The sequence below is a fragment of the Streptomyces poonensis genome (genome assembly GCF_014650915.1).
GTDB lineage: Bacteria > Actinomycetota > Actinomycetes > Streptomycetales > Streptomycetaceae > Streptomyces > Streptomyces poonensis.
Map to the genome: position 1 here is coordinate 89,173 of NZ_BMVW01000008.1, position 24,672 is coordinate 113,844.

Sequence of the window (24,672 nt, forward strand, 5' to 3'; positions counted from 1 at the left end):
CCGCGGCCTTCGTGGGTGGCTGTCCGCGGCGGTCGTCCGAGGACCCCCGGGATCCGGTTTCCGTCGAGGGGTGGCAGTGCGGCAAGATGGGTGGTACTGCCCACTGCCAGATATCAAGCTGCCGGACGGTTTCTCTTGGCTGAGTACATCTACACCATGCGCAAGGCGCGCAAGGCGCACGGCGACAAGGTGATCCTTGACGACGTCTCGCTGAACTTCCTGCCCGGCGCGAAGATCGGTGTGGTCGGCCCGAACGGCGCCGGCAAGTCGACCATCCTCAAGATCATGGCCGGTCTCGAGCAGCCCTCGAACGGTGACGCGTTCCTGGCGCCCGGCGCCAGCGTCGGCATCCTGCTCCAGGAGCCCCCGCTGAACGAGGAGAAGACCGTCCTGGAGAACGTCCAGGAGGGTGTCGCCGAGATCAAGGGCAAGCTCGACCGGTTCAACGAGATCGCCGAGCAGATGGCGACCGAGTACACCGACGAGCTGATGGAGGAGATGGGCAAGCTCCAGGAGGACCTCGACCACGCCAACGCGTGGGACCTGGACTCCCAGCTGGAGCAGGCCATGGACGCCCTGGGCTGCCCGCCCGGCGACTGGCCCGTCGTCAACCTCTCCGGTGGTGAGAAGCGCCGCGTCGCGCTCTGCAAGCTGCTCCTCGAGGCCCCCGACCTGCTGCTCCTCGACGAGCCCACCAACCACCTCGACGCCGAGTCCGTGAACTGGCTGGAGCAGCACCTCGCCAAGTACGAGGGCACGATCGTCGCGGTCACCCACGACCGGTACTTCCTGGACAACGTCGCCGGGTGGATCTGCGAGGTGGACCGCGGCCGCCTGCACGGCTACGAGGGCAACTACTCCAAGTACCTCGAGACCAAGCAGACCCGTCTGAAGGTCGAGGGCCAGAAGGACGCCAAGCGCGCCAAGCGCCTCAAGGAAGAGCTGGAGTGGGTCCGCTCCAACGCCAAGGGGCGGCAGGCCAAGTCCAAGGCGCGTCTGGCCCGCTACGAGGAGATGGCCGCCGAGGCCGAGAAGATGCGGAAGCTGGACTTCGAGGAGATCCAGATCCCGCCGGGCCCGCGCCTGGGCAACGTGGTCGTCGAGGTCAGCAACCTCCACAAGGCCTTCGGTGACAAGGTCCTGATCGACGACCTGTCCTTCACGCTGCCGCGCAACGGCATCGTGGGCGTCATCGGCCCGAACGGCGCCGGCAAGACCACCCTGTTCAAGATGATCCAGGGCCTGGAGGAGCCGGACTCCGGCACCATCAAGGTCGGCGACACCGTCAAGATCTCCTACGTCGACCAGTCCCGCGAGAACATCGACCCCAAGAAGACGCTGTGGGCCGTCGTCTCCGACGAGCTGGACTACATCAACGTCGGCCAGGTCGAGATGCCCTCGCGCGCGTACGTCTCCGCGTTCGGCTTCAAGGGCCCGGACCAGCAGAAGCCGGCCGGCGTCCTCTCCGGCGGTGAGCGCAACCGCCTGAACCTGGCGCTGACCCTGAAGCAGGGCGGCAACCTGCTGCTCCTCGACGAGCCGACCAACGACCTCGACGTGGAGACCCTGTCCTCGCTGGAGAACGCGCTGCTGGAGTTCCCGGGCTGCGCCGTGGTCGTCTCCCACGACCGCTGGTTCCTGGACCGCGTGGCGACGCACATCCTCGCCTACGAGGGCGAGTCCAAGTGGTTCTGGTTCGAGGGCAACTTCGAGTCGTACGAGAAGAACAAGATCGAGCGGCTCGGCGCGGACGCGGCCCGTCCGCACCGTGCCACCTACAAGAAGCTGACCCGGGGCTGATCTTGCGGCATCTCTACCGCTGCCCGCTGCGCTGGGCGGACATGGACGCGTACGGCCACGTCAACAACGTGGTGTTCCTCCGCTACCTGGAAGAAGCCCGTATCGACTTCCTGTTCCGCCCGGACAAGGATTTCCAGCAGGGTTCCGTGGTGGCGCGCCATGAGATCGACTACAAGCGCCAGCTCGTCCACCGGCACACCCCGGTGGACATCGAGCTGTGGGTCACCGAGATAAGGGCGGCGTCGTTCACGCTCGCCTACGAGGTCAAGGACCCGGACCAGGTCTACGTCCGGGCCTCGACGGTGATAGTGCCGTTCGACTTCGAGGCGCAGCGGCCGCGCCGGATCACCTCCGAGGAGCGGGAGTTCCTGGAGGAGTACCGGGACGACAGGTCCGGGTCGGCCGCCGACGCCGCCGCCGAGAAGCACGGGGACGAGGCCGTCGCGGCATGACGGTGCTCCACCTCGCCGACGACGGGGAGGCGGCCGACCTGGCCGCCTTCCTCGGCCGGCTGATCCACTACGACCGCGCGGCCGCGGTGCGGCTGCAGGCGGCCGGGACGAAGCTCGCGGTGTTCGGGCGCCCGCCGTCGTTCGAGGTCCTCGCGATCCGTACGGCACGGCTCGCGAAGCCGTACGAGAACGGGCTCGAGGTCGGCCTCGACGTGACCGTGTCGGCCGGTGAACTCCTGGAGTCCGTCGACGAGCAGGCCGCCACGGCGGTCGTGCCGACGGCGGTCACCGGGCCGCCGTGGGCCGGGGTGCTGCCCCCGCGCGGCGGCTGGCGGCCGGAGCCCGGGCTGCCGGCACCGGACGCCGTACGCAGGACGGTCGCCGCCGCGGTGGCGGAGTTCCGGTCACGTACGGGGGAGCTGGCGCCCGAGCGGCGTACGCGGGCCGAGCTCGACCGCGTCGGGCGGGAGATCTGGTCCCGGTCGATCGGCGGCACCGGCCTCCCGGTCCGGGCCGCGCACGCGGCACAGGCACTGGGCTTCCTCCGCCCGCGCCCCACAGATGCTCCCGGAGCGCCCGGCACTCCCGAGGCCGAGACCTCCGGTGAGAGGGAGTTGGGGCTGTTCTCGTCGGGAGCGTGGCTGAGGCTGCGCACGCCCTACGGGTCGATCGCCGTACGCAGGGCGGGACTCGGCGCCCTGGACGTCAGCGTGCGCCGCTGACGTCCGGCCGGTCCGGAGCAGGGCGGGCAGAGCTCAGTCGGGGGTGTTCACCATCGACGCCGCCGCGTACGTCAGGTAGTTCCACAGCGTGTGCTCGTGTTCCTCGGAGAGGCCGAGCTCGTCGACGGCCACGCGCATGTGCTTCAGCCAGGCGTCGTGGGCGGCGCGGTCGACGGTGAACGGGGCGTGGCGCATACGGAGACGGGGGTGGCCACGGTTCTCGCTGTACGTGGTGGGGCCGCCCCAGTACTGGATGAGGAAGAGCACCAGACGCTCCTCGGCCGGCCCCAGGTCCTCCTCGGGGTACATGGGCCGCAGCAGCGGGTCGTCGGCGACGCCCTCGTAGAAACGGCGCACGAGGCGCCGGAAGGTCTCCTCGCCGCCGACCTGCTCGTAGAAGGTCTGCTCCGACAGTGTGCCGCGCCGTATCTCTCTCACACGTCCATGGTCTCAGACGGAAGGGACGAGGACTCGAGGCTTAGGACCGCGGCCGAAGGAGGAGGGGATTCCGGGTCGTCGGGCCGTGGTGCTCGCCTCGGGACGGATCGCGCAGCACAGTGGAGACATGGGCTCGCACGCGTTCGGCCACGGCCTGGAGGACCTCGCGTCGGAGGTCCGTGCGGCCCTGGTGCGCGAGATCGAGGCGAGCGGCGTCTGGGACGACGACCCGGTCTGGCGGGAGGCGTTCGCGTCGGTCCCCCGCCACCTCTTCGTGCCGTACTACTTCATCGGCGTCCTCGGCGGATACGAGCGCCTGTGGGGCGAGGAACGCGATCCGCGCCGACGAGAGCGCTGGCTGCGCGGCGCGTACGCCGACGCCCCGCTCGCCACCAGGGTCCGCGACGGTGAGCTGATCTCCTCCAGCAGCCAGCCCTCGCTGATGGCGAGGATGCTGGCCGAACTGGAGGTGGAGAACGGCAGCCGCGTCCTGGAGATCGGCGCCGGCACGGGCTACAACGCCGCTCTGCTGGCGCACCGCCTCGGGGACGACCTGGTCACCACGGTGGACCTCGACCCCGACCTCACCGAGGGGGCGCGCAGACATCTGGACGCCGCCGGCTACCACCCCACCGTCGTCACCGGCGACGGGGCGCGCGGGGTGCCCGAACGCGCGCCGTACGACCGGATCATCGCGACCTGCATGCTGCCCTCGATCCCGCGCGCCTGGCTGGCGCAGTGCGCCCCCGGCGCCCGCATTCTGACGCCGCTGGCCACGGGCCTGGTCAGGCTGCGGGTAGAGGACGCCGGGTACGCCGAGGGGCGGTTCCTGTCCACGCCGGCGTACTTCGTGCCGTTGCGGGGCGCGGAGGGCGCCTTCCCGCCCGGGCGCGGCCGGGAACCGGGGGGAGGGTCCGAGCGGGTCCGCCCGTACCTCGGCGGGCTGCCGCAGCGGGCCAGGGAGCACGAACTCTTCCGGTTCCTGCTCACCCTGGCCTCGGGCCACCTCGATCCGCACGAGGCCCTCGCCCTGTGGGACCGCGAGGGCCGGCCGGTACGGGAGCGGTACGGGATCACCGTGAGCGACGAGCGCGCGTGGGCGTGGCTGGACGACCCGGAGGGGCCGTACTCCTGGCCCCTCCCGTGAGCCGCGCACTCCCCTCCCGTGCCGTCCTCAGCCGCGCCTGATGGTGATCGTCGTCCACGCGCCCACGTGCACGCGGTCCCCGTCCTGCAGGGGTACCGGCACGAAGGGCTGAATGGGCTCCTCGGAGTTGTTGACCGTGGTTCCGTTCGTGGAGTTCTGGTCGACGACCGCCCAGCTGCCGTCCTGCTGCTGGACCAGGACCGCGTGCTGGTGCGAGACACCCGGATCCTCCGGCGGCACCGACAGGTCGATGTCGGGGGTGTCACCGGTGGAGTGGCGGCGGCGGCCGATGGTGATCTGGTTGCCGCTGAGGGTGCGCTGCTGCTCGGGGGAGTACGCGGGCAGGTTGAGCCCCGCGGCCTCGGGGCCCGAGCGCTGCATCATCGACATGAAGTACTCGCGGTCCGGGCCGATCGTCGCCGTCCAGGTCGCGGGCTGCTGCGGGTATCCGGGGCCGGGTGGCGCCGTGGTGGCGCCGGGCTGCGGATAGCCGTATCCGCCCTGGGCGGGGCCGGCCGGACCGCCGGGGCCGCCGTGGCTGCCCGGGCCGCCGGGACCGCTGGGACCGGACGACGGGGGCGAGATCACCCAGTCGTCGTTCCCGCCCCCGAAGGACGGCCCACCGCGCTGCGGACCACCGCCGGGACCGCCGGGACCGCCGGGGCCACCGGGAGCACCCGGACCGCCGGGACCGGCCGGCCCCGGGTGTCCCGTCTCCTGCGGGAACGCGGGGGGAGCGGGCGGCCCCGGCTGCTGGAACGCCTGCGGCAGACCGGGGATCCCGGGCCCACCGGGACCGGCAGGACCACCAGGACCGGCAGGTCCACCAGGACCGCCAGGACCACCGGGCCCACCCGGGCCACGGGCAGGTCCACCCGGCCCACCGGGCGTCGGCCCGGCCTGCGGCGGAACCGGACGCGACGGGTCGCCGAAGCCCGAGGGGCCACCAGGACCCGACGGACCGCCAGGACCCGACGGCTCGCCGAACGGCGGGCCGGGCGGGATCGGCTCCGCCGGCCGGTTCACCTGGGAGGGCCGTGACCCCTGGTACTCGTACGCGTCACCGCCGAAGGACGGAGGTCCGGGCGGCTGCTGGAACCGGAGTGCCGGATTCGGTCCTCCGGGGCCTCCGGGGCCCGCAGGCCCACCGGGAGGACCCGACGGGCCGGGCCCGCCGGGACCGCCCGCTCCGCCGAACCCGCCAGGTCCTCCCGGGCCGCCCGGTCCTGCGGGACCGGGCGCCGAGGGCCGGGGTGCGGCCGGGGTGTACGTGGTGGCCGTGTTCGTCAGGAAGTTCCACCGGCACTCCTCGCAGAACGGCGCACCGCCCTCACGGGGCGTACGGCACTGCGGGCAGAGCTCCGGTTCGTAGTCGGGCGCACCGGACAGGTGCGGAGGGCGCCCGGCCGCACCGGGCGGCGGGGGAGCGGAGCCGGGCGGCGGGTAGCCGTAACCGGGGGCCGGGGGTGGCGGCGGAGGTGGCGGGGGCACGGCACCGGACATGCGGTGACCGCAGACCTCGCACCAGTCGTCGGAACCCGACTGGTGTCCGTTCGGGCAGGTCGGCATGGAGGTGCGTCCCCCTTTCCTCTCCGGCCGTCCGGGCCGGGTTTCTCGGCCACAAGTGGGCCAGTGTGACCGGTTTTGTCCGATCCCCGGTCGGGGTTCGGCTCGCTACTTCTTTACGCGAACAGTCTTTGTCGACCGAGTCTCGAGAGTCATCTCGTCGGCCTCCGCGACCTTCGCTTTCAGTCGCACAGTACCTGCCGCGGCGTCCACGACGTCCACCACCTTCGCGAGCAGTTTCGCAGTATCGGCGTTCCCCGAGACGCTCGCGAGCTGAACGGCCCGGCCCAGCTTGGCCGTTGCGCCGTCGATGTCTCCCGCTTTGCGGGCGTCCAGCCCTTGTTGGATGGCCTGTGCCAGTTCGGCCTGACCCGTGTAGTGCGCGACCTGCGGGTTGATCGAGGTCGAGGCGGTCATGTCGTCGGTCCACACGGCCCGTACGAGGCCTTGCGCGCCCAGGTTCTGCACGGTCCCGTCGGGCTGCGGGATCACCAGCGAGACACGGGCGGCCAGCATTTCCTGGCCGATCCCGGCGGACGGGACCTCCACGCACACGTGGTAGTCGCGCGACTCGTCGCCCCACGAACCCGTCGGATAGTCCCCGGCACGCGGGCCCGCCTCGGTGCGGCGGCCGGTCAGCTCCTCCACCGTGGGCGCCACCTGCTTGACGAACTTGATCGTCGTGCCGACCGGTGTCCACAGCCGCAGCGCGACGTCCGCCACCTCCTTGCCCATGGCCGTCTCCATCATCTGCGTGAAGTCGGTGGCCAGGCCCGCCGGGTCGGCGACGATGTCGGCGGTGCCGAGCAGCGCGGAGGCGATCCCGGTGACCTCCTTGACCTCCCAGTCGGTGCCCACGCCCCGCGCGTCACAGGTGAAGCGGCCGGCGCAGGCGTCGAGCGTGGTCTTGAGGTCCTGCGGCGACTCGTGCTCGTTACGGCCGTCGGTGAGCAGGATGCCGTGCCGGATGGCGACGTCCGCGGAGGAGAGCAGGCGGTCGGCCAGCCTCAGCCAGGTGCCGATCGCGGTGCCGCCGCCCGCGCTCAGCCTGCGCAGCGCCTGCTTGGCCTGGCCGCGGGTGGTGGCGTCCGCCACGGCGAGCCGGCCGCCGCCCGGGTAGACCTCCTTGGCCACGTGCGTACCGCCGACCACCGCGAAGTGCACCCCGTCGCGCAGGGTGTCGATCGCGGCGGCCGTCGCGTCGCGGGCGTTGCGCATCTTCGTCGGCGGATAGTCCATCGAGCCCGAGCAGTCGACCATGATCGCGACCGCCGCGGACGGGCCCTGCCCCGGCGAGTACAGGTGCGGTGCGGTGACGGCGCTGCCGATCGTGCCGCCGCCCGTCGCGCTGACCGTCACGATGGCGTTGACCTCGCGGCCCCCCTCCGGCAGGTACTCGTTCTGGTAGACGTCCACCGAGAACTGCGGCACGTTCGACTTCGAGAAATTGGCCATGCCTTCTCCGCTCCCCCTCAAGGCCCCCCACGGCGACGTGGGGCGATGACTGTGCCTGCGTGAGCGGACCGGTCCCCTCCGGTCCGTCCCCTCCGGTCCGTCCCCTCCGGTCCGTCCCCTCCGGTCCGTCCCCTCCGGTCCGTCGGCCGACGCCCTGCGCCGACGGTTCTCCCTCGGCCGTACGGCCGGGTCCGTGGCCCGGCCGCCCACCCTGTGTCCTGGCGGCCGGTCCCGTCCGGCCAGGGGCCCGCGCGGGGCGTCCTCAGGCCGATCCTGCCCCCTGCGGCGGGGCCGGGAACGGCAGGACGGCCACTGTTACGTTGTCGTGGCCCCCGCCGTCCAGGGCGTGGCCCACCAGTACCTGAGCGGTGTGCAGGGGACGTCGCGCCGCGTCGAGGGGTACGGCCCGGGCCATCTCCCCGGCCGTCTCCGCGTAGTTCCACAGTCCGTCGGTGCACACCACCACTACACCCGGACGATCCGGCTTGAAGGAAGCGGTGTGCGGCTCCAGTTCGTACGCGTCCGCGCCCAGCCAGCCGGTGATGGCGTGGGCGCGGTCGTCGGCGTAGGCCTCGGCCTCGCTCATCAGTCCCGCGGCGACCATCTGCGCGGCCCACGAGTCGTCCTCGGTCAGCCGGGCGGGGGGCGCGCCGCGGTCCGCGGGGATCCAGTAGACACGGCTGTCCCCGACCCAGCCCACGACCAGCAGGGTGGGGGTCACGACGGCGCCGACCAGCGTGCAGGCGGGCGCGTTCTGGTGCGGGGCCTGCTGCTGAGCTGTCCTGGGCTCCCCGGCCAGGAGGTTGACGGCCTCGGCGGCGGCGACGATCGCGTCGTGCATGGCCTGCTGCGGATGCGCACCCCGCGGCAGCGACGCGAGCAGCGTCTCGTTGGCCGTGTGGGCGGCGGCGAGTGACGCGTCGTCGGGGCGGGTCGCGGACGACACGCCGTCGCAGACGATCGCGATCACCGCGGGCGAACCGTCGGGCAGCGCGGTGGCGGAGACCGCGAACGCGTCCTCGTTGCGGTGATGGCGCAGCCCCCGGTCGCTGACCGCGGCCACCGCGTCCAGTTCCTGTTCCATGTGGTCGCGCTCGCGGGGCTGGGCGTGACCGCAGTTCTCGCAGTAGCCGTCCCGGTCGACGCGGCCTGCGCGGCAGGCCACGCAGGTCTTGGTGCCCGCCGGGGGAGTGGCGAGGTCGGCGGTGCGCGGGTCGACGGGCTGCGGGGCGGCCAGCGGGTAGTGGTCCGGCTCGTCCGGCCCATCCGGCCCATCCGGCCCGGTCGGCTCGTCCGGCGCGGGCCCGGACGGAGGCGCGGGCACGGAGGAGAGCGGAGAGGAGGACGAGGGCATGGATGAGGACGAGGGCATGGATGAGGACGAGGGCATGGATGAGGACGAGGGCAGAGATGAGGACGACGGCGACGGCGGTTCGGCGTCACCCGAGTCGGTGCCCGGGATGTCGTCGGGCAGATGGACCGGCGGCGGCGTGCCCTGACCACCGGCGGGAGCCGACGGCCAGTCCACCGACGCGGCCTCGGACGGCGGGGGCGACGCCGTCCCGTTCATGGTGAGCGTCGGGGTGTCCCGCGGCGGTGGCGGGACCGCCGACAGGTCGTACCCGCACGCACCGCAGAAGCGGTCGCCCGATTCGAGGGGCCACTCACAGCTCGGGCAGGCGGCCAGCTGGGGCATCTGCGACATCAACTACACCCACGTCCGGGGGCGGTAACGGTTGGCACGTTCCACCAGGTCGATCCTTTCCTCGCCGCGCTGGGCGAGCCGGGCCAGCGCACGGTACGAGCGTTCGAGGCCGAAACGGAGGCCGCGCTCGTCCAGCTCGCTGCCGAGCAGCGCACGTCCGCCGCCCGCCGGAGGCGCTGAACCCTGGCTACCGGAGAGTACCCAGTCCAGGGCGCAGCCGAGGACCTCCGTGGCCAACTGCTCGCGGCGCACCGGGCTCAGACCGTATCCGCCGAGCGCCTCCACCTGGCCCGCGGCGGCGACCAGGTCATCCAGGAACGACGCGCCGGACTCCTCGGCCGTCCGCTGCCGCAGCCGTGCCCGTATCGCGGCGACCCGGGCCGCGGTGTAGTGGATCGACGACTCCGGCACGGACTCCAGTGTCCGTACGGCACCACCGCGGTCCCCGGCCGCGAGCCGTACCCGGGCCAGGCCGAACGCGGCACTCACATAGCTGGGGTCGGTCGACCACACCAGGCGGTAGTACTCGGCGGCGTTGTCCAGCTGTCCGAGCACCTCCGCGCACAGGCCGAGGGCCAGCTTCGGGGCGGGCTCGCCGGGGAACGCGTCGTAGATCGCGTCGAACGCCAGCGCCGCGCTCTCGTGGTCGCCGGTCGCGAGCGCCGCCACGCCCCGGTACCAGACGACCCGCCAGTCGTCGGCGTGGTCCCGCTCCAGGGCCTCCAGCGTGCCGAGGGCACCGGCGGACTCGCCCATCTCCAGGCGTGCCCGCTGCTCCCGCAGTCGCAGCTCCAGCGACGGGGAGGGCGCCGCGTGCAGCACGGCGATCAGCTCGGCGGGCGCGGAGGCGATGAGACCGGCGAGGAACCCGGCGTTCGGATCGTTCGGGTCGACACGCGGAACCGGCAGGGCGAGCGCGGCGGCGGCCGTGTCCAGCGGTGCGACCAGGGCGGCCCGGGCGGTCAGGGCCGTCCGTCCGCCGGTGCCGCTTGCGTTGCTTCCGCCGCCGGTGCCGCTTGCCCTGTTTGTGTCGCCTGTGCCGCCTGTGCCGCCCGTGCTGCTTGTGCCGCCGTTGCCGCTCCCGCGGCGTACGGGGACGGATCGCGCCCCCAGTCGGGACACCTCCCCGTCGAGCTCCATGAACAGTTCCGTGTCCGTGACCCTCAGTTCGGGACCGAACAGGGTGGACAGCGCCGGACGCGCACGGCCCGACTGCAGGGAGACGACCTCCCGCAGCACGCCGGTGAGCTGCTCCGCCATCTCCTGCGCGGAGGCGAAGCGGCGGGCCGGGTCGGGGTCGGTGGCGCGGACCAGGAGCCGGTAGAACGACTCGTACTGGCGGAAGACCTCGATGTGGTCGGGATCGGGCAGGGAGTCCACGTAGATGTTCGTGTAGCCCTGGAAGTCGAAGGTGAGCACGGCGAGGGTGCGGGCCACCGTGTACAGGTCGCTCGCCACGGACGGGCCGACCTCGGCGACCTCGGGCGCCTGGTAGCCGACCGTGCCGTAGATGGCGGACTCGTCGTCGTCCATCCGGCGCACCGCGCCCATGTCGATCAGCTTGAGCTGGTCCTCGGTCTGTATGGCGTTGTCGACCTTGAAGTCGCAGTACAGCAGGTTGCGGCTGTGCAGGTGGCCGAGCGCCTCCAGCGCCTCGATACCGTACGCGCACGCCTGCTCCACCGGCAGCGGGTCGCGTCTGCCGTCCGGGGTGCGGCGGGAGTTGGCGATCTCCTTGAGGGACTTGCCGCCGACGTACTCCATGACGATGTACCCGTCCAGCGAGCCGGTGCGCTGGTCGAGGTGCTCGACGAAGTTGTAGATGCGGACGATGTTGGCGTGCTCGATCTCGGCGAGGAAGCGGCGCTCGGAGATCGCGGCGGCCATCGCGTCCTGGTCGCCGGTGTCCAGCAGGCCCTTCAGGACCACCCAGCGGTCGGACACCGCGCGGTCGACGGCGAGGTAGATCCAGCCGAGACCGCCGTGCGCCAGGCAGCCCGCGACCTCGTACTGCCCGTGCACGACGTCGCCGGCCTTCAGCTTCGGGACGAACGAGTACGGGTGGCCGCACTTGGTGCAGAAGCCTTCCGTGCGCCCCGGCCGGTCGCCGCGCGCCCGCCCGACCGGCGCCCCGCAGTCGGAGCGCGAGCAGAACCGCTTCCGCTCGGGTACCTCCGGGTTCTCCAGCACCATCGCGCGCGGGTCGGGCCGGGGCACCTGCGGGACCTGCACCAGGCCCATGCCGAGCCGGGCGCGCCCCGAGGAACTGGCGGCCGAGCCGGAGCTGCGGACCGACACCGAGCGGCCCGTCGACTTCCCCGACAGTGAACGCGACAGCCGCCCGGACACGGAACGCCGGGATTGCGACGACCGCGACGACGACCGCGACGACGAACGGGACGACGAACGGGACGACGACCGTGAAGATCGGGACGACGACCTCGACGAAGGACGGGAACCGCTGCCCGACCCGTCGGAGTTCCTGCCCATGGTGACGCCCGTGGCCGGAGAGCCGACCTCACCCCGCACGGAGACCACCGGCGCCAGTCCGCACGTGTCGCAGTACAGCTCGCCGCCGCCCACGTCCTCGTACTGCCCGTCACAGCCGGGCCGCTGGCAGGATTCCGGCTGCTCCGGCTGCTCCGGCTGTTCAGGCTGCTCACTCATGCCGCACCACCTCTGCCGCTCACGTTCCGGGCCCCCTCCCGTCCTGCGCCCTGCCGGTTCCGCCCTGCTCAGGTACCCGCGGACCGAGCATCTCGGCGGCGGCCTGCTGGTAGCGCAGCACGGCGTGCTCCGCGGCGCGCAGGTCACAGGGCGCGCTCCACAGCATGCGGCGCGCCCTCTCGTACCGCTCGACCAGCTCCGGGTCCTCCGCCAGGCCGTGCCGGGCGACCTTGGCCTTGTACGCATCGAGACGGCCGCGCAGCTCGGCGCGGACCGCAAGGGGAGCGGTGACCGCCGTCAGGGACTCGCGGGCGCGCAGCAGTTCGTCCTCGGCCTTCTCCTCCAGGGCCTCCAGCAGGGGGGACAGCCGGTGCCACTGCGCGCGTCTGCGGTACTCGGCGGCCGTCGCGAGCTGCTCCTGGAGCACCGTCGGCGGGCCGCTGACCTTCGGCACCTCGGTCGCGGCGATCTTCGCGAGCACCTCGCCGCGGGCACTGCGCGCCTCGGCGAGCGTACGGTCCGCGCGGCTCAGCAGGTCCCGCAGCTTGATCAGCCGCGCCTCCGCGTCCTGACGCACCGTCAGTACGGCGTCGATCTCCCGCCGTACGTCCTCCAGGGCGCGTGCCTCCCGGTCGTACGTCGAGGTGTCCGGCCGGCCGCCGCCCGGCGCGGAACTCCCGGGCGCCCGGACCCAGAAGGCCAGCGGGTCGGACACCACCTGCTCGCGCAGCGCGCTGAGGGTGTGGGTGATCCGGTCCAGGTCGTCGCCCGCCGGATGCTCGCCGGGGCGGACGCCCACGTCGTGCGCGAGCCGGCGGGTGCGCCGCAACTCGGCGGACAGCAGATCGATACGGGCGGGCAGCGCCGACCAGACCGCGTCCGCGGTGACGACCATGTCCAGTGAGGACGCGTACAGCTCGTTCATCCGGTCCACGAGCGAGGCCAGGGTGAACCGCTCGCTCAGCTTCCCGGCACCCGCCCCGGCCAGGCCCTGTTCCGGTACGTGCGCCGTGACGGCGGCGGTGGTGCTGCCCGCCACCGTGACGCTCTCGCCGCGCAGCAGCTCCGTCAGCTCGACCAGGTCCTCACGGCTCGACCAGCGCCGGCGGGAGCGGACCTCGCGGGCGGTGCGCAGCGCGTCGGTGTACGCGTCGAAGTACGCCCACAGCAGGCCGATGGAGGCCTCGGTGGCCGTCCAGCGTTCCTTGGTCACGCCCGTGAGCTCGGCGCCTTCGAGGAGTCGGCGGCCCGCGTGGTCCTGCAGCGCGAGGAGCGAGGTCTCGATGGCCTCGTGCTCCGCGCCGAGCCGCGCCAGCGCACGGTCCACCTCGTCCCGGTCCATCACCGGCCCGGTGGATCCCGCGACGCCCATCGATCACCTCTCGCTCTCGTCCGTCCCCCGCGCGTCATCGGCGCCCGGGCAACTCTCCAGTCGTATCAGGTCGGTTGTCCGGCTCGGGGTTCTGTTCGTTCCGGATGCGGTCCCGGGTCCGCGCCGTACCGGGCCCTGGCCGTACCCGGTCCGTACCCGGGTCCGGGTCCGGGTCAGCGGTAGTCGGGGGGCGGCGGCAGCGACTTCGACCAGTCGTCGCCGAGCGTCGGCGACAGCCAGTCCTCGTACGACTCCTGCCAGCCGCTCTCGCGGTAGTCCTCCAGGATCCGGTTGACCCGGCGCACCAGGTCGTCCGCGCCCTTCCGCATCGCCACGCCGTAGTACTCGGTCGTGAAGGGCCTGCCCTTGAGCTCGACCGTCGGGTCCTGCGCGGCCTGGCTCGCGGCGAGGGCGCCGTCGGTGACCACGGCGTCGACCTCGCCGAGCTGGAGCCGCACCAGACAGTCGAGCTGGTTGGGGACGGGCTCGGCGATGGTGGCGGAGGGCGGGAGGTCGCCGTCCGCCTTGTCGTTCCGCAGCGTCTCCAGCGCGATGGAGCCCTCGGCGGCGCAGATCCGCTGGTCCGCCAGCGTCTCGTCGTATCCCCCGACGGGCGAGGAGCGCGGTGCGAGCACCTGCTGGCCGGTCTTGAAGTAGGGCGCGGAGAAGGTGACTTCCTCCAGGCGCGTGCAGCTGATCGTCATCGTCCGGACCACCATGTCCACCTCCCCCTTCTGGATCGCCGGAATGCGCTGGTTCGTGGGAATGGCCCGGAAGCGGATGTTGTCCGGTCGGCCGCTGCCGAGGATCCTGTCGGCGATCTCATGCGCGAGATCGATGTCGAAACCCTCGAGCTCGCCGCCGGCCTTCGCGCTGTTCGGGTCGCGGTAGCCCCAGCGGTAGCTGTTCTGGTCGACGCCCACGATCAGGTAACCGCGCTCTTTGATCTTCTCGATCGTCACACCGCTCTCGTCGGTGGACGGGGCGGGGCTCTTCTTCTCGGGTTCCGTGCAGTCCTCGGCGGTCGCGTACGTGACCCGGGCGGCGCCGGGGCCGCCGAGTCCCGCGTCGCCGCTCCCGCGCGCGTCGCGCAGCGGCAGCAGCGCCAGGACGGCGGTGAGGGCGCAGGCGACCACCATCGCGCCCACGCCGCCCCAGCCCTTCGCACTGGCCCTCAGACGTCGTATCGCACTCATCACCGCTCCCCCTTTCCCCGTCCCCACCGTCCTTGTCACCGGTACTCCGAAAGCCTGCGTCCGATGCCGAGCACGGCGCCCGCCGCGGCGAGCACGGCGAGGGCGGCGGACCCCGGGGGAAGCCCGCTCATCGCCCTCCTGCCGTCCCGGGCCGCCTCCCGGAACTCGTTCTGCTCGTGGGTGAGCGCCTTCTTCAGGTTGTCGTCGACGGCGTCGAAACACTCGCCCGTCGGCTTCTTGTCCGGAGTGCCGATCACCTTGTCGAGAGCCGTCTGGTAGTCGCCGCCGGTGTCGGCGTCGCGTGCCTCCCGGTGCCGTTCCTGCCAGACCTCCATGTTGCCCGTGGCGGCCTCGACGGGCGCCTCGCCTGCCTTGTCGTCGGCGATGTCGGCGGCGGCGGTCAGGTACCGCGACAGCGTCCTCATCTCGTCCTGGTAGGCGGCGTCGAACTTGTCCTCGCCGTCGCCGGTGATCTCCGCGCCCCGGCTGACCAGGGTGAGGTTCTCGTTGCCGCGGGCCTTGAGGGAGGCGATACGGGCGTCGTTGAGCACGTTGAGCGAGCGCACCCCGTGGTCGTACGAGTCGTTGAGGCCCGAGCGGGCGAGGGTGTGGCCGAGGACGAGCCACAGCAGGACCACGGAACAGGCGGCGGTGGCGGCGACGAGGCCGTGGTTCAGCACGCGGTTCGTGCGCCGGTAGTTGCGCCGCTGCGCCCAGACGAGAGTGCCGAGGGCGAGCAGGCCGAGACCGATCGCGGCCCATGGGTAGGGAGTCGCGGCGTCGTAGTCGTCCCGCAGCCGCTGGTTCTCGTTCTTGTAGAGCCGCTCGGCCCGGGGGAGCATCTCGTCCTGCATCTTGTCGTTCGCGTACCGCAGATACGCGCCGCCGAGCGGATAGCCCAGGCGGTTGTTGGCGCGGGCCCGCTCGACGAGACCCTTGTACTCCGGCAGCAGCTTGCCGAGCTCGGCGACGGTCCGCGCGGAGGAGGAGCCCGGCTCGGAGGCGGCGGCGGCCTCGGCCAGCCCGTCGGCGGCCTCCTTGATGTTCCGCTCGTAGCGGTCGCGGGACTGCGGGGTCTCCTGGCCGCCGGCGAGGAAGCCGCTGGAAGCGGCGGTGTTGGCGTCCGCGAGGGAGCGGTAGACGTCAGCCGCGGCGACGCTCAGGGGCTGACTGCTGCCGAGGACGTCGTCGGCGGCGGCGGAACGGTCCGCCATCTGCCAGGCGGCCACGGCGCCGAACGCGACGACCAGGAGGGCGAGGGCGGCACCGATGATCCGCAGCCGCCCCGGTTCGGTCGTCGCGGCGGCGCGCAGCTGGTCGAGTCCCTCCGCGAAAGCGGTACGACGCGGCGGCTCGCCCGGGCCACCGGGCGACGAGGGCGCCGGGGACACGGTGGACACCGTGGATGACGGCCGCACAGCCCGGGACGGGGCGGCCGGGACCGCGGGGACCGACGGACCCGCCTGTGTCGGCGGTGCCGCACTGCCCACGCCGGCCTTGGGCGTGTACGTCACTTGACCTCCCCCATGGTCATCCGTCACACACCCCGGCCCGGCGGCCGACGCCTCCCTGCGCCGTGCCGTACGAGGTGCGTGTGGTGCGTGTGCCGCGCGTCGCGCCGCACGGGTGCCCGATGCTCGGCACGCGAGCGGAGGTGCCCGGCCGCAAGTATCGTCCCCGGGACCGACATCGCGCATCAGCCTTGCCCGGATCTTGTTCGAATCACCGTCCGGCCGAACCGTCCGGCCGATCCGGCCACCAGTGCACCGAACCGCACGAGTTTTCCCGTACCACCTCCTGCTCATGAATACGCGGGGCGGGGTGGTTCGGTTCCCTCCGGGACGCGCCCGGGTTCAGCCGAACTTGCCGGTTTTTATGCCGTGGAGGAGGTGGGCGACGGGGGCGGGGGCCGTGGTGAGGAGGGTGGTGGGGGTGTCGCTTTCGCGGAGGTGGAGGGCGTCCGGGGCGGTGGCGAGCTCGACGCAGGTGTTGCCCTCGCCGCCGTCGGAGAAGGTGGACTTCTGCCAGCGCAGGGCCTGAGTCATGGAACGCCTCACAGTTCCTTCGACAACCGGTGGACGAAGTCCCGCGACGCCACGGTGTCCAGCGACGCTGCCTCCACCTTACGGAAGAGTGTTCGGAGCCGTTCCAGCTGGGGCCGCGCGTCAATGCACGCGATACCGGTGGGGGCGTCCCTGAGGCAGGTGTCCAGTTGGGGGACCGGACCACCCAGGTACATCATCGAGGCACCCGCTCCGCCGAAACCGTCCTGGTCGACAGGGATGACGCGGACAGAGACGCTGCCGTGCTCGATGTTGTCCAGTACCCAACGAAGTTGAGCGCGGGAGGTCCGGCGGTCGGCCACCCGGATGCGCAAGGCGAACTCGTGAATGATCGTCGTGTACGGGGTGGGATCGTCGCCCTCGATGACAGCCCGTCGCCTCATCCGGTGCTCCACCCGGGGCTTCAGTTCGTCCTCGGGCAGCTCTGGGCGCATGTACGTGAAGACCGCGCGAGCGTAATCAGGGGTCTGAAGCAGCCCGGGTACGTGATTGATGACGACCTCGCGCAAGAACGTCGCATGGTGTTCCGCCTCGGCGACGTCCAGATTCACCTGCGGCAGGACTCCTCGGTACTCGTCCCACCAGCCGCGGGTCCGGTCGACGGCCATGGCCACCAAGGCGTCGATCAAGTCCGCGTCGTCACACGCGTAATGGGCAGCAAGGCGCCGTACGCGCGCTTCGCTCACCCCCGCGATGCCGGACTCGATCTGGCTCATCTGAACCGAATCGGCGTCGAGCAGTACAGCGGCTTCGCGTGCCTTGAGGCCTGCGGCCTCGCGCAGCTTCCGCAGCTCAGCGCCCAGGCGAGCCTGGCGTGCAGTGGGGTGCGGCCTGCGTGGCATGGCTTCCTCCTCGCCCCCAACTGCTGGGAGGCAGTGACTCGTTCGGGGGTGAGATTACGGCAACGACTTGCCCGGTCCTAATTTAGGGACCTACTGTCGGTGACGCGACGCACACGTTGCGGAACACCGGGGATCCGGAAGCGCACCACTCCGTCCTGCCATGACGGCTGCGGCAATGCCACCGCCCGCCACCCCGCGGCGAGAAGTTCACCCACCCCTCAGCAGAACGGAGCACCGCCATGCCCGAAAGCGCCCCGGCCGCACCGTGGGAGTACTGGCTCCACATCCCCAACGACCCCCGCGCCGTCACCGTCAGCCGCCGCACCCTGCGCCTCATCCTGACCATGCACGACCTCCCCCACCTCACCGACACGGCAGAACTGCTGGCCACCGAGCTGGTCTCCAACGCCGTACGCCACACCAAGGGCCCCGCCGCGCTCCGTGTGCTCTGGGCGGACGGCGTCCTCCGTATCGGTGCGTGGGACGCCAGTCCGGAACCGCCGGACCCTCCGTACTCCGCGGCCCACCTCCCCGCTGGCGATCGTGAGGAAGGGCGCGGGCTCGACCTCGTCCGTGCCTGCGCGGATCTCTGGGGCTGGCAGCCGCTGGCCAGACACGGCAGCCGTGGCAAGTACGTGTGGTGCGTCCTGGGTGCCGCGTAGCCACACAACCCTTTGACGGGGTGGGTGGTCATGGAGGCATCACGTTGAACATTGATCACAGATGCCGTGAAGGTGAACATGAAGTTGCGCCGTTCTCTGACTCTCGCGGCGGCGACGGCCGCCATGGCTCCCGCCGTACTCTTCTCAGCTCCAGGCGCGTACGCGACGGGCGGTGCCTCGCCCGAGGACACGTCGGGTGTCACCGTCGCTGCTCAGGACGATGCCTCTACGACGACCGAGGAGGACTCGGCCCCGTCCGCAGGGGACACGAACCCGCTCGACGACGCGAACGACAGCACCGGCCCGGGTGAGTCCGGCTCCGGCTCCGCCGGTCACGAGGACGGGGCCGCCGACGGTGAGGAAGGTGGCTCGACCGGCGGCGAAGGCGCTGGCGGACCGTCCGGTGAGAACAACACCGGTGGCGAGGTGAAGGACGCCGAAGCGGACCCTGCCAAGCCTGGCTCGGACGGCCCGAAGGGCGAGGCCGAACCGGTCATGGGCCGGTGCAATCCCGGTGACCCGTACGAGATCAACCGCAAGCTGAACGCCTTCACGAACCAATTGCCGACGGTTGTCGCCGGCGCCGGGTTCCACTACTTCGGCTACAACGTGTGGAACAAGAGTGATCGTGACCTCACGGCCCTCAGGCTCAGCATCGACTTCGATTCGGAGGTCTGGGGGACCGGGGAAGACGAGAGCAGGTACATCACCGCCCAGTACAAGGACCCGGCCACCGGCCAGTGGGCGGACGTCTCGGGCGGACACATCACCACCGTCGACGTCGCGGCCCAGGAGTCGTTGTACATCGACATGCGCATCAGCGTGGCCAGTGAGGCCTCGCCCGCGCTGGGCATGGTCCTCACCCTTGGCGAGTACGACGACGGGTATGGCGGTACCTGTTATTCCGGCGAATGGGATTGGTACGGCTACCACCCCGGCGTGTTCGACATCCGACCGGCCGGCTGGACCCCGAGCACGCCGCCGCAGACGGAACCCGGCACCGACCCCGACACCAAGCCCGGCACCAAGCCCGGCACCGCGCCCGGGACCAAGCCCCAGGGCGACAAGGACGAGAAGCCGCTGACGCCCACCGCCACCGCCACAGCCACCAACGCGCCGACGGCGACCGGCCACCTGGCTGAGACCGGCGCCGGTCCCGCCCTCCCCACCATCGCCCTGGCCGGCGGTCTCGCGGTCAGCGCCGGTGTCGGTGCGGTCTACGTGGTTCGCCGACGCAAGGCTTCCTTGACGTCCGACCGGTGACCTTCCGCAATGCCCGGCTGACGCCACCGGCGCCCAGCACGTCTGCACGGCCGTGTCCGCCGGACGACGACGGACACGGCCGCCGACCGGCAACCTGAGCGCGCATCCGACCTTCTTGTGGCCCGTCGAGCGCTCACTCCTCCGCGTAGCCACCGAGTACCCACTTTTGTGTGGGTACTTGGCGGCTGCCGGCAAGGGGTTGATCCTGATGAAGGGCGGTCGGAGCCCCGGAGGGGTCAGGAGGCCGACCTGGTCTCGCGAAGCTTGTCCAGGCGGCGGTGGCCCCAGTCGGAGAGGGGTGCCAGCGCCTCGGAGAGTTCTCGACCGAACGTGGTCAAGGAGTACACGGTCTTGAGTGGAAGCACGTCGTGCACCTCACGGTGCACCAGTCCATCGGTCTCCATCTCGCGGAGCGCCTGAGTCAGCACCTTCTCGCTGAGGCCCGGCAGCTGCCGGCGCAGTTCGCCGGGGCGGTGCGGGCCCGATTCCAGCAGCCAGAGCAGGGCCGTCTTCCATTTGCCGTCGATCACCGCGATCGCGGCGGTCACCCCACAGACATCCGGGTCCAGGGCACGGCTGCGCGTCATCACTACCCCATTCGTCACAATTCGTTGATTTGTTCACGGAGTTGAGTCATGTCCCTGCACAGCGAACAGTCGCACCAGTTACCTTCTTCCGTCACCGTCCTCGGTCTGGGCCCGATGGGCCGGGCCCTGGCGAGCGCCTTCCTCGACGGCGGCCTGCGCACCACGGTCTGGAACCGGACGCCGGGCCGGGACCGTGAACTGGTCGAGCGGGGTGCGGTCAGCGCCCCGTCGGCCGAGGAAGCCGTCGCCGTGAGCGAGCTGATCGTGGTCTGCGTGGTCAACTACGACGCCGCGGACGCCATTCTGCGGCGGGAGGCGGTCACCACCGCGCTCAAGGGCCGCACGGTCGTCAACCTGACCGCCGACACGCCGGGCCGGGCCCGGGACACCGCGACGTGGGCGGCCGAGCACGGCGTCCGTTACCTGGACGGTGCGATCATGACGCCGGCCACCACCATCGGGACACCGGCCGCGGTGTTCATCCACAGCGGCCCGGAGGAGCTCTACCGGGAGCACCGGCCCGTCATCGAGAAGCTCGGCGGTACGCATACCCACCTCGGTGAGGACATCGGCCGGGCGGCCGCGTACGACATCGCGCTGCTCGACATCTTCTGGACCGCGATGGCGGGCTACGCGCACGCCCTGGCGGTGGCGAAGGCGGAGGGAGTCACCGCCGGGGAGCTGGCCCCGTTCGCCCAGGGGATCGCCGCGATCCTGCCGCCGCTCTTCGAGGAGTTCGCCGGGGACGTGGACAGCGGAAGCTACTCCGGCGAGATCAACCCGATCACCTCGGCGGCGTCGTCCATGGCGCACATCATCCACGCGTCCGAGGCCCATGGCATCGACGCTGGGGTGATGCGGGTTGTTGAGGGCTGGGCCCGCCGTGTCATCGCACGAGGTCACGGGACGGACGGATTCGTCCGCGTCACGGAGCTTCTGGGGCGCTGAGGGCACTCCCACCGGCTTGCGCGGATCGCCCGGGACGGCCGGCAGTCGCCGTCTCGGGGCGATCCGCGGTGCGACATCGTCTCTGGCCTCACGGCCTTATGCGCGTGAAGCCGGAGTGATCGCTCTGTCAGGATGCGCGCATGGGGAACACATGTGCATGGCCCGTGCTGCGGACCACGGACCTGGACGAGGCGGTGAGCCTCGCGGAACGGTTGCTGTCGGTCGCGTCCTGGTACGACCCGGACGCCTGCTATCTGGATGCCTGGGCGCGCACCGAGAGTGACCTGCGACGTCTGACCGCGGCCTTCCCGGAGGCCGAGGCCACTTCGTACGGGGAGGGCCGCACCGGAGACGGGCAGGGCCGTACCGGGCTGCCGGTCAGCGTGAATCTGGGGCTCGGGACAGTGCCGCAAGCCCGCGACGCCCTCGGAACCTGCCTGAACATCACCATGGGCTACGTCCTCTGGCACAACCTGAAGTGGCCGGAGGTACCTGAGCTCGGACTGGGCGAGGAGTACAAGTACGCCGAGCTGCAGATCGCGGGCAACAGCCACACCATCCACAGTGGTGAGTGGGCACCCGAGCACACCGTCTTCGTCCACGCGCGACCCGGACATGACGCCCGAGCCGCCTGGCTGGCGGCCCGGGTCGGCGCCGAAGTCGTGGGGCCGTCCGAAGAAGGCTGGTAGCCCGGCTGCCGGCGCCCGCAGGTCCAGGCTTCGCACCGTCGATGACGACTGCTGCTCAACGTCGTCCTGACTCTGCGGCTGCCGCTTTTCGGTCTCTCCGGAATCAAGTCGACCCTCGTTCCCTGGCCGCGGCCGCCGACCTGGGCGTGACAACAGTCGGCAGGTGCGTATGTGACCTATGTGACCTCGTCGCTGTGTAGCCCGTTTCCTCTCATGGACGCGAGGGGGTGATGGGAATGGCGGTAGCGTGGGCACGCGCCGAGTGGGCGCTGGGCGAGCGGAAGGGACGGCCGATGACCATGCCGTACGCGGACGAGGACGGTCCGCTGATCCCTCGGCCCGAGATGACGCTGCCGTCCCTGCGCCAGGCCGTCGCCACGGTCGTCCCGTCGCGGCTGCCCGAGTTCTTCGAGGATCTGCAGAAGGCGTTCGTGCGGGCCGGGGACGAGGACAGCGTCGTACCGATCCGCATGTTCTACCGGCAGTGGGCCGTCGTCGTGGAGATCGAGCGCCACCCCGAGACCGCGCGTCGTCTGCACGCGGCCGAGCAGGCCATCAGCAGCCCAGACGCCGCTGTGCGCGAGCGCGCCATTCGTGAGGCCGGGGAGATCGTGCGCGCGGCGCATCGCGAGGTCGCCGGTGGCTGACTGGCGCTGGGAGCCGTTCCAGGACGATCTGCAGGAAGGGCTTCCGGAAGCGGCCCGCGCCGAGACCGAGCGGCTGGCCAACGAAATCGCTGTGCGTGAGTCCATGGTCTACCTCGAAGGAGCCGCTTACACCGGACCCGGGCCCGGTGTGCGTACCGAGAGTCGCGGTCTCCTCATGCTCGAGTATCTGACGGACGTGCGGGGCGAGCGGATCGTGGTGGTACAGGTGAGTTGGTTCGGCTGACCGCAGGCATGGGGAAGGCCCCGCGACGGGCATGAGGCCGCGGGGCGCGCGGTCTGCAGTGGGCGCGCTCGGACGCGGGACAGGCCTCAGGGCAGACCACTCGCACCCCCGTGCATGAACTCCGGACATGCGAAAGCCCGGACCATCAGGCGGAGATGCCGTCGATCCGGGCCAGAGCGTCGTCCGCGCCGTACGGCTGCAGATATGGCAGCCAGCGCGGGTCCCTATGGCCCGTGCCGATGATGCGCCAGGCCAGGCCGGTGGGCGGAGCGGGTTTGTGGCGCAGCCGCCAGCCGATCTCGGTGAGGTGGCGGTCGGCCTTCACGTGGTTGCAGCGGCGGCAGGACGCGACCACGTTGTCCCAGACGTGCTTGCCCCCGCGGCTGCGCGGGATGACGTGGTCGACGCTGGTTGCGACGCCACCGCAGTACATGCACCGGCCGCCGTCGCGCGCGAACAGCGCTCGGCGGGTCAGTGGAACGGGCCCCCGGTAAGGGACCCGCACGAACCTCTTCAGCCGGACCACGCTGGGCGCGGGGAGAGTGATGGTCGCGCTGTGCAGATGGGCGCCGGATTCCTCGAGGCAGACGGCCTTGTTCTCGAGGACGAGGACGAGCGCGCGGCGGAGCGGTACGACGCCGAGTGGCTCGTACGACGCGTTGAGGACCAGGACATGCGGCACGGATGCCTCCTTGTACGCCGGCGGCGCGTGGCTCGCGCCGGGACGATCCGTAGTCAGTCTCCCCTCATGCCTGGTGGAAGCGCCACCATGTGCCCGTAACGGGCTGGGAGTGTTTTCGACCACACCTCATTCATCCCCCGGAACAGGAGTGCTTCATCCCTCCTGTTCATCCGGGGTGCGCACAGTCCATCCCTAGAACATGGGGACGAACTGCCCGCGATGCCCCGATAGTGTGGTGGGTCCGCCCGCGCGGTGACCGTTTCGTGACCTTGGTCGACCGTGGCCTCGGTCGCCGGTGACCTTGGCCTCAGATGACCTCGGTCGCCGTGCCGGAGCGGACCGCTGCACCTGGAGGTACCTGCCGTGTCCTTGCCCGCCGTCCTACTGGCCGCCGGTTCCGAGCCGTCGCCGACGCCCTCGGAGACGTCGACGCCCGCTGTGCCCACGCTTCAGGACGCCCAGGAGAGCGCGACGAACGCCGCCGGCTGGATCGAGGAGAACTGGTCCACCTGGCTCGCGATCGGGCTCAGGGTGCTGCTGATCGTGGTCGTCGCGGTGGCGCTGAGAGTCGTGATCCGCCGGGCCATCACCAAGCTCATAGACCGTATGAACCGCACGGCCCAGGCGGTCGACGGCACCGCCCTCGGCGGTCTGCTGGTGAACGTCGAGCGGCGCCGTCAGCGGTCGCAGGCGATCGGCTCGGTGCTGCGCTCGGTCGCGTCCTTCCTGATCCTGGGGACGGCCGCGCTGATGGTGCTCGCCACCTTCGAGATCAATCTCGCCCCGCTGCTGGCGTCGGCCGGTGTCGCGGGCGTGGCCATCGGTTTCGGTGCCCGGAACCTGGTGACGGACTTCCTGTCCGGCGTCTTCATGATCCTCGAGGATCAGTACGGGGTGGGCGACACCATCGACGCGGGGGTGGCCTCCGGTGAGGTCATCGAGGTCGGGCTGCGCGTGACCAAGCTGCGCGGTGACAACGGCGAGATCTGGTACGTCCGCAACGGCGAGGTCAAGCGCATCGGCAACCTCTCCCAGGGCTGGGCCACCGCCGGCGTCGACGTCACCGTGCGCCCCGACGAGGACCTGGAGAAGGTGCGCCGCGTCCTGGTGGAGGTCGGCGAGGGCATGAGCCGGGACGAGCCCTGGAACGAGCGGCTGTGGGGGCCGGTCGAGGTGCTCGGCCTGGACAGCGTGCTGCTCGACTCGATGGTGGTCCGCGTCTCGGCCAAGACCATGCCCGGCAAGGCGCTGTCGGTCGAGCGCGAGCTGCGCTGGCGCATCAAGATCGCCTTCGACGCGGCCGACATCCAGATCGTGGGCGGCCTGCCGGCCCAGGCGGACGGGGAGACGGCGCCCGCCGACCCGACAGCGGCGGTGGCCGCCCCGTCCGCGTACGCCTCCACGACGTCGCCGCAGTCCGTGGCGGCGTCGCCGATCGTGCCGACGACGAAGTAGGGCTCTGCCGACAGGGGAGAGGCGGGGACGGGGGAGAGGCGGGGCGCGCCGGATCGTTCTCCGGCGCGCC

23 protein-coding genes are annotated in these 24,672 nt (G+C 71.4%); 11 read left to right on the forward strand and 12 right to left on the reverse strand.

The genetic code is table 11. The features are described from left to right. Nucleotides 1-135 precede the first annotated feature (135 nt). The 3 genes from ettA to IE242_RS20735 are packed head-to-tail and all read left to right on the forward strand — an operon-like array spanning nt 136 to nt 2,974. Complete coding sequence (gene ettA / locus IE242_RS20725; protein ID WP_189861444.1) at nt 136-1,800, forward strand: energy-dependent translational throttle protein EttA; 1,665 nt, start codon at nt 136-138, stop codon at nt 1,798-1,800. Nucleotides 1,801-1,802: 2 nt separating this feature from the next. Then, nucleotides 1,803-2,252: an acyl-CoA thioesterase gene (locus IE242_RS20730; RefSeq protein ID WP_189861446.1), complete on the forward strand. Its 450-nt coding sequence runs from the start codon at nt 1,803-1,805 to the stop codon at nt 2,250-2,252. Further along, complete coding sequence (locus IE242_RS20735) at nt 2,249-2,974, forward strand: DUF8185 domain-containing protein (protein WP_189861448.1); 726 nt, start codon at nt 2,249-2,251, stop codon at nt 2,972-2,974. Before IE242_RS20730 ends, IE242_RS20735 begins: the two co-directional genes overlap by 4 nt. Nucleotides 2,975-3,007: 33 nt before the next feature. Here IE242_RS20735 and IE242_RS20740 read toward each other — a convergent pair whose 3' ends face one another. Next, nucleotides 3,008-3,412 (reverse strand): globin, encoded by a 405-nt coding sequence (locus IE242_RS20740; RefSeq protein WP_189861450.1) that lies wholly within the window; start codon nt 3,410-3,412, stop codon nt 3,008-3,010. 127 nt (nt 3,413-3,539) lie between these two features. On the opposite strand from IE242_RS20740, the gene IE242_RS20745 reads away from it, so the two are divergent. Next, nucleotides 3,540-4,559, forward strand: a complete 1,020-nt coding sequence (locus tag IE242_RS20745; RefSeq protein WP_189861452.1) for a methyltransferase domain-containing protein — start codon at nt 3,540-3,542, stop codon at nt 4,557-4,559. A 27-nt stretch (nt 4,560-4,586) separates the two neighbouring features. Here the strand turns inward: IE242_RS20745 and IE242_RS20750 are convergent, their stop codons facing one another. The 9 genes from IE242_RS20750 to IE242_RS20790 form a co-directional block, all read right to left on the reverse strand. Beyond that, a complete protein-coding gene (locus IE242_RS20750) occupies nt 4,587-6,128 on the reverse strand; it encodes an FHA domain-containing protein (protein WP_189861454.1) in 1,542 nt (513 codons plus the stop codon). A 105-nt stretch (nt 6,129-6,233) separates the two neighbouring features. Next, the gene (locus IE242_RS20755; RefSeq protein ID WP_189861456.1) at nt 6,234-7,580 is read right to left on the reverse strand and encodes a vWA domain-containing protein; all 1,347 of its coding nucleotides are present in this window, start codon (nt 7,578-7,580) and stop codon (nt 6,234-6,236) included. Between the two features lie 262 nt (nt 7,581-7,842). Then, the gene (locus IE242_RS20760) at nt 7,843-9,288 is read right to left on the reverse strand and encodes a PP2C family protein-serine/threonine phosphatase (RefSeq protein ID WP_189861458.1); all 1,446 of its coding nucleotides are present in this window, start codon (nt 9,286-9,288) and stop codon (nt 7,843-7,845) included. After that, on the reverse strand, nt 9,289-11,952 hold the full coding sequence (locus IE242_RS20765) for a serine/threonine-protein kinase (protein ID WP_189861460.1): 2,664 nt from the start codon (nt 11,950-11,952) through the stop codon (nt 9,289-9,291). Between the two features lie 19 nt (nt 11,953-11,971). Further along, nucleotides 11,972-13,324, reverse strand: a complete 1,353-nt coding sequence (locus IE242_RS20770; RefSeq protein ID WP_189861461.1) for a hypothetical protein — start codon at nt 13,322-13,324, stop codon at nt 11,972-11,974. Nucleotides 13,325-13,497: 173 nt separating this feature from the next. Then, nucleotides 13,498-14,520 (reverse strand): glutamate ABC transporter substrate-binding protein, encoded by a 1,023-nt coding sequence (locus IE242_RS20775; protein WP_189861463.1) that lies wholly within the window; start codon nt 14,518-14,520, stop codon nt 13,498-13,500. A 35-nt stretch (nt 14,521-14,555) separates the two neighbouring features. After that, a complete protein-coding gene (locus tag IE242_RS20780) occupies nt 14,556-16,034 on the reverse strand; it encodes a GlnX family signal transduction membrane protein (RefSeq protein ID WP_189861465.1) in 1,479 nt (492 codons plus the stop codon). Between the two features lie 339 nt (nt 16,035-16,373). Beyond that, nucleotides 16,374-16,565 (reverse strand): DUF397 domain-containing protein, encoded by a 192-nt coding sequence (locus tag IE242_RS20785; RefSeq protein ID WP_189861466.1) that lies wholly within the window; start codon nt 16,563-16,565, stop codon nt 16,374-16,376. Between the two features lie 8 nt (nt 16,566-16,573). Beyond that, the gene (locus IE242_RS20790; protein ID WP_189861468.1) at nt 16,574-17,425 is read right to left on the reverse strand and encodes a helix-turn-helix domain-containing protein; all 852 of its coding nucleotides are present in this window, start codon (nt 17,423-17,425) and stop codon (nt 16,574-16,576) included. A gap of 239 nt (nt 17,426-17,664) precedes the next feature. Here IE242_RS20790 and IE242_RS20795 point away from each other — a divergent pair, with 239 nt between their 5' ends. Together IE242_RS20795 and IE242_RS20800 are read left to right on the forward strand one after the other, a co-directional pair. Then, the gene (locus IE242_RS20795) at nt 17,665-18,087 is read left to right on the forward strand and encodes an ATP-binding protein (RefSeq protein WP_189861469.1); all 423 of its coding nucleotides are present in this window, start codon (nt 17,665-17,667) and stop codon (nt 18,085-18,087) included. 84 nt (nt 18,088-18,171) lie between these two features. After that, nucleotides 18,172-19,350: a hypothetical protein gene (locus IE242_RS20800; RefSeq protein WP_189861470.1), complete on the forward strand. Its 1,179-nt coding sequence runs from the start codon at nt 18,172-18,174 to the stop codon at nt 19,348-19,350. A gap of 236 nt (nt 19,351-19,586) precedes the next feature. Here IE242_RS20800 and IE242_RS20805 read toward each other — a convergent pair whose 3' ends face one another. Then, the gene (locus IE242_RS20805) at nt 19,587-19,937 is read right to left on the reverse strand and encodes a winged helix-turn-helix transcriptional regulator (protein WP_189861471.1); all 351 of its coding nucleotides are present in this window, start codon (nt 19,935-19,937) and stop codon (nt 19,587-19,589) included. 48 nt (nt 19,938-19,985) lie between these two features. Here IE242_RS20805 and IE242_RS20810 point away from each other — a divergent pair, with 48 nt between their 5' ends. The 4 genes from IE242_RS20810 (at nt 19,986) to IE242_RS20825 (ending at nt 22,465) form a co-directional block, all read left to right on the forward strand. Next, on the forward strand, nt 19,986-20,885 hold the full coding sequence (locus IE242_RS20810; RefSeq protein WP_189861472.1) for an NAD(P)-dependent oxidoreductase: 900 nt from the start codon (nt 19,986-19,988) through the stop codon (nt 20,883-20,885). A 140-nt stretch (nt 20,886-21,025) separates the two neighbouring features. Beyond that, on the forward strand, nt 21,026-21,574 hold the full coding sequence (locus IE242_RS20815; RefSeq protein WP_189861474.1) for a hypothetical protein: 549 nt from the start codon (nt 21,026-21,028) through the stop codon (nt 21,572-21,574). Between the two features lie 236 nt (nt 21,575-21,810). Continuing rightward, nucleotides 21,811-22,221 carry a hypothetical protein gene (locus IE242_RS20820; protein WP_189861476.1) on the forward strand — a complete coding sequence of 137 codons (411 nt, stop codon included), beginning with the start codon at nt 21,811-21,813 and terminating at the stop codon, nt 22,219-22,221. After that, nucleotides 22,214-22,465, forward strand: coding sequence for a hypothetical protein (locus tag IE242_RS20825; RefSeq protein ID WP_189861479.1), 252 nt, complete (start codon nt 22,214-22,216; stop codon nt 22,463-22,465). Before IE242_RS20820 ends, IE242_RS20825 begins: the two co-directional genes overlap by 8 nt. A 145-nt stretch (nt 22,466-22,610) precedes the next feature. On the opposite strand, the gene IE242_RS20830 is transcribed toward IE242_RS20825, so the two are convergent. Then, nucleotides 22,611-23,147, reverse strand: coding sequence for an HNH endonuclease (locus IE242_RS20830; protein ID WP_189861481.1), 537 nt, complete (start codon nt 23,145-23,147; stop codon nt 22,611-22,613). A gap of 363 nt (nt 23,148-23,510) precedes the next feature. On the opposite strand from IE242_RS20830, the gene IE242_RS20835 reads away from it, so the two are divergent. Further along, nucleotides 23,511-24,602: a mechanosensitive ion channel family protein gene (locus IE242_RS20835; RefSeq protein ID WP_189861483.1), complete on the forward strand. Its 1,092-nt coding sequence runs from the start codon at nt 23,511-23,513 to the stop codon at nt 24,600-24,602. The last annotated feature ends 70 nt before the right edge of the window (nt 24,603-24,672 follow it).